The following is a 5,338-nucleotide window of genomic DNA, read 5'->3' on the forward strand; positions in this document are numbered from 1 at the left end:
AAACCGTAAAAAAGCAGCTCGCCGTCGCGTATCACATTAAGCAACAAAAGAAGTTGGGGATAAACTTAATTTGAGGAGAATGCCCAATAAATATTTCCACAATAAAACACATAGTATCAGGTATTCAAAAAACTGATACTATGTGTTTTTTGATTTCGACGACTTTTAACCCATACTTTATAATTAAAAAGTAGAAATCGAATTGATAAATAAAGTATGAATCTATATTACGAAAGTTAGACAGAAAATTTCATGATTGAGGTGTAAATTAAATATGTTTGCTACTATTCTTTACTTATATTATTCATAAAAAGGCAATATTGAATCTATTAAATTTACAATATCAGATTTTGTAATAACGTATATATACACAATGATGTTAACTGTCATCCAAATGCAAACAATTCGCGTACTAATAATTTTACAAATGAACGAGACATACTTTCCTCTTTTTATTGATTGTCACTGAGACAAATTAATTACTTTGTCGTATTGTGCAAGTGTCTCCTCATCATAATGGTGGATTACCTCAACCAAGGTTTGTGGAAGGGTTAATAAGATATTTGAAATTTGTTTTGAATTCACTTTATCAAGATTGGCTTTAACCTCGTCTGCCAAAATCAGATCACTATTATGATACAAACTGCGAGCGATTTCTATACGTTGCTTTTCCCCACCAGAAAGATGATTTCCATAAAGAAGATGTCCCTTTAAAAATTCTAGATTTACTCGATTAAGAATCAGGTCCATCTTTATATTATCCATCGACTCTCCAAGGGTAATATTCTCCTCAAGTGATAAACCATCAAAAATATAGGAATCTTGTAAAATATAAGAAGCTGATTTGGCAACTTGCTCTTGATTTAAGATCTGACCAGCATAAGTCACCTTCCCCAAATCTGGAGATAGTTGCCCATAGATGAGGTTAAGTAAGGTTGACTTACCACAACCACTTGCACCTATTAGAGCAATTTTTTCTCCTTTTTTAATTTCAAATGATAGATTTTCAAAAAGTATATTATCTTCAAAACTTAAACTGACGCAATCAACTAAGATAGGAAAAAGTGATGTTGAAGACAGGTCATCTGTTTGTATAATCGCATCTTGAAGTAGAAAATCATAACGATTCCTAAGCTGCTTGCTTGATTTATAGGTATTGATAAAATATGACAATTCATTGAATTGATAGCCTATGTTATGAGATACTAGATAAATTGCAACAAAACTAGCTCCTGACAAATAATTATAATAAGTCATTATACCACCGATAATGATGGGAACTACCGAACAAAATGCGTCAATACTATTAATGAGAATATTATTAATCGTACGTTGTTGTTCATAACGAATGTCCTGATCAATTCTCTTCGACAAGGCTCTTCTGAAAAGAGAATAGAAGAAATCCATAGCACCGTAATTTTTAATCACACTCTCTCCACCAATGATATTCGTTGTCTGAGACAAGTACTCCTGATTCGACGTCGCTTTTTCCTCAGAAATAAGGGCTAATTTTTTACTACCTATACCACTACAGAGTGCAGGCATAGAGTAAAAAAAGATAAATATCCAGCCCAACCAAAAATTTGTTGTCAATGCATATACAATGGAAACTATTGTAAAACCAACTGAGGAAATAATAATGACTGCTGGTTCGAGATAAGACGTTTCTAATTGTTTGACATCGTTTTCAAGATTGGATAGGATATCCTCTTTTTTACTATTTTTATTATATAGAAAATGCTCAAACAATTTATATTTCATGATCCAAGTGAAATCTGCTACTAACTTGGCATAATAATACCTTTTCCCAGCCAATCCAATAAGAATAAATAAATTACCAATTATACCTACAGTAAGGGCTATCCATAAATCATCCAGAATCTTCTTCTCAAAACTGGCTATAATCATCGATACCAAGGTTGGTGTGATGATAGCCTCTAACCACGTAATAGCAATGAAAATAAAATAGAGCACCAAATGTTTTTTTGTGATGAACTTTTTAAGCATATCTAATGAACCTTTCAAAATTGTTAACTAATTTTGTTAAACGCTCTTTATCCTTACTCAATTCAATAATTTTATAAATACAGTATTCCATTAAATCTTGTTTTTTACACTCAATAAATTTTCCTTCTTCAGAAATAATTGATGAATAGCCATCAATCATATTTGCGACACATTCCATGCACATTCCTCTACACCAACAATCTTTACACTTAGAAAAGTTATCCTTATTATTGAATTGTGTAACTTTATCACTGCTATGGGTCCCCCAAAATCTAAAGCAAGATTTAGTTGATCCATCAACATCAAATGTTATTGTTGTTTCTGGATCAATATCATCACAAAACGATTCTATCTTACTTTTAAAAATCATTGAAAGTAGCACATCATAAACAATCGGGCTAATGTAGTTTTTAACATTATTATTGATAATATCTTCGAATGACTGATCGATAAATGTTTTTCTATTTTCTTCAGTCATTTCCATTTCTTTAACTATTAGAATTTTATTTTTGCTAAATACATTATTGATATTAAATCTAACACCCATATCAGTAAAATATCTATAGATATCCCCTTTTTGAAATCCAAGTATTTGATGCATCCGCGTGTAAGTAGAAGCGACTTCAAAATTTTCGTAATCTATTTCTTTTAAATACTGAATAAAATTCAATGTTCGTCTATGACTTCCCTTGCCTCTTAACTTATCGTGAATCAATTGTGGGCCATCAAGGCTAACTGTTAAAAAAGGATGATAATTGTTAATCATCATTTCAACTTTCTTATTTAGGATGGTACCATTTGTCACAGTTTCAATTTTTTGAATCTCAATATTTTTAGATAGCTTTTCAATAATATAAACAAACAAATCAATATTTAAAAACGGCTCGCCTCCAAAAAGGATTAATCTCTTTATACATTGAATTCTGCGAGAGACTAGCTGATCAATAATTTTATCTGCTGTATCAATATTCATCAGTTGATTCATCATTCCGTAATTACCACCATCAGCATAGCAGTATGTACATGAAAGATTACAGTTATTTGAAATATTGATTACTACTTTTTTTAAAATATTATAATCGTTTTCTTTTTTGATATTATTATTCAAATCATCTATTGAAGTTGATAAAGTAAAGGTTTCAGAATTAAAATAAAGAGTATCGGATTCTGTAATAAATGCTTTTAACATAATTATTCCCCCTATATAACATAGAGAGGGAATAAAAATCCCTCTCACAATAAAAATAAGATAGTCGTTACCGACCTCCACCACAAGAATGACTAGGGCCGCAATCATGAATAACATAGGCTGATTTATTGGCTAGTAATTCTTCCAAATCGATAATTTTGAGATTATCCATTTTATTGTCCTCCTTTATTTGATGATATGATTATATCATTCAATAGTTCAGTCAAAATTTCTTTCCCATATCTGCTTGACGACTGTCCTCCCCTAAAACTTTTTTTAAATGTCCTTCATAAATCTTTGCTAAGTGGTTACTGCCTGCTAATTTTATTGCTCCAATACATTTTTCCATTTCAATAATTGCAATCTTATTTCCGTTTTTTTGATAGCGATAAAGGTTTTGAGCATAGAGAAAAATGAGTCTTTCATAAATTTCTGTCTCGATAAAAAAGCATTGTTTCAATTGTTTTTCAAAATACAAAGCATCCATAAACTTTTTCTTTTCAATACAGGTAATATAAGCATTAAGCAACATGGTTGAAATCAGGCGTCGATTAATAGGAATTTCTTTATAAAAATCTGATCGTCTAGACATTTCTCTTGCTAAAACCATAAAAACATCATGTTTTAGAACATCCAAAGTATTCATGAAAATCAACAATTCATAATATCCCCAATATTCAACACCAAATAGATAATCGGTTAAATCATCCAAATCTGTTTCATTATAGTATTTTTCTCCCGATAAATCCTGAAGGCGAATTTTAACTAAAATGGTATTTATATGATGAAATTTCTCTCGTTTTCCTTCATTTTCCATTTGAGATATCAACAATCTCTTCATCCCTTCAATGTCGCGAGTCGTTACACATTTCCTAACCTGAGCTAATAGTTCATTTAGTTCATCACGATGAAAATCATGAACGGCATACATAAATTCATCAATTGGCATGTTAATTTCATTTAGAATATGTATAAACTTTGAAATGGTTAAATCCGTTTCTCCTTTTTCGAAACGTGAAAGCTGAGATGTTGATATACCAGCCTTCGTGAGATCCTTTAACCGCAATCCTCTTGATTCTCTAAACTTTTTAAAAATTTCTCCAAAATTTTTCATTCTGAACCTCCATCACGCATATATGGGAATATATTTTATTCACCCCAATAATAACATATAATAAAAAAAACAAAAGTGAGGATTACACATGAAAAAACAAAAAATATTACCACTCCTACTCTTTTTACTAGAAGGAATTATTATTATCGGAGTTGGATAATCTTAATTTCTAAGGAGAGTTTTGCCTAGACTGCTCAGCGATAAGTACTGCTGAGCGCAGGCTTATAGTTTGGAGGCAGGTAATGTACGTAACAGTCAGGTATTGCCTGCCCTCTTTAGCTAGATAGAAAACATCAAACTTTCTTACATTATCGCGAATTCCAGTTACAAAACTCCCATTAAACTTAAGTTCTTACTGAATTAAGACATCACTCCTATCTCTCCTTACACTCGTCCTAGCAGACAGAAGGATATGCTTAGTCCGAAAAAGTTTAACTATAGTCAGCACAATGACTCCTATACCTGTCTTAAAAAGGCTTTTCGCTAGACCACTACAGTTGACGAAAAGCCTGCTTTTGCAGATTATAAATTTGAACTTTATCCTCATAAATTACAACATAAGAAAACACCTCATAAGTTAGATTTTTCTGTCTAACTTATGAGGTGTTAGTCATAGAAGGATATTTACATTTTTCTTAAATAGCCAAATCAAACTTCAGCTGTGGCTTAACCGGATCATAGTCAACCAACTCAAAGTCCTCGGCTTTGATGTCAAAGAAATTAGTCTTATCTGGTACATTCAAGACCAAACGTGGTTGGCAGTTTGACGACTCACGACGGAGCAATTCCTCTGCTTGTTCAAACTGATTATCATAGATATGAAGGTTGTTGATAAAATAGAAAAACTTCCCAACCTTCCATCCGAAATGCTTGGCAATCATCATTTGAAGAGCCACATACTGCATAGCATTGATGTGGTGGGCCACCAGCATATCATTCGAACGCTGGGTCAAGGTCGCATCCAGATAGATGTCCCCATCAACCCGACGGACATCAAACATGGTCTGAAAGGCGCATGGAAGAAGACC

Annotated in this window: 4 protein-coding genes; all 4 read right to left on the bottom strand. The window is 32.1% G+C overall.

Features of this window, described 5'->3' with window-relative positions:
• Positions 1–462 precede the first annotated feature (462 nt).
• Positions 463–2,007, bottom strand: a complete 1,545-nt coding sequence (locus tag GMD1S_RS09890; protein ID WP_000913380.1) for a streptosactin export ABC transporter GggC — start codon at positions 2,005–2,007, stop codon at positions 463–465.
• Positions 2,000–3,196, bottom strand: coding sequence for a streptosactin maturase GggB (locus tag GMD1S_RS09895; RefSeq protein WP_000909921.1), 1,197 nt, complete (start codon positions 3,194–3,196; stop codon positions 2,000–2,002). The genes GMD1S_RS09890 and GMD1S_RS09895 overlap by 8 nt, the downstream gene beginning before the upstream one ends.
• A 223-nt stretch (positions 3,197–3,419) precedes the next feature.
• On the bottom strand, positions 3,420–4,310 hold the full coding sequence (locus GMD1S_RS09900) for a helix-turn-helix domain-containing protein (protein WP_000787635.1): 891 nt from the start codon (positions 4,308–4,310) through the stop codon (positions 3,420–3,422).
• Positions 4,311–4,945: 635 nt separating this feature from the next.
• Positions 4,946–5,338: thymidylate synthase (locus GMD1S_RS09905; protein WP_000463116.1), on the bottom strand; the 393-nt coding region annotated here is incomplete at its 5' end.

This window comes from Streptococcus sp. GMD1S (assembly GCF_000296875.1).
In the GTDB taxonomy this organism is placed as follows: domain Bacteria; phylum Bacillota; class Bacilli; order Lactobacillales; family Streptococcaceae; genus Streptococcus.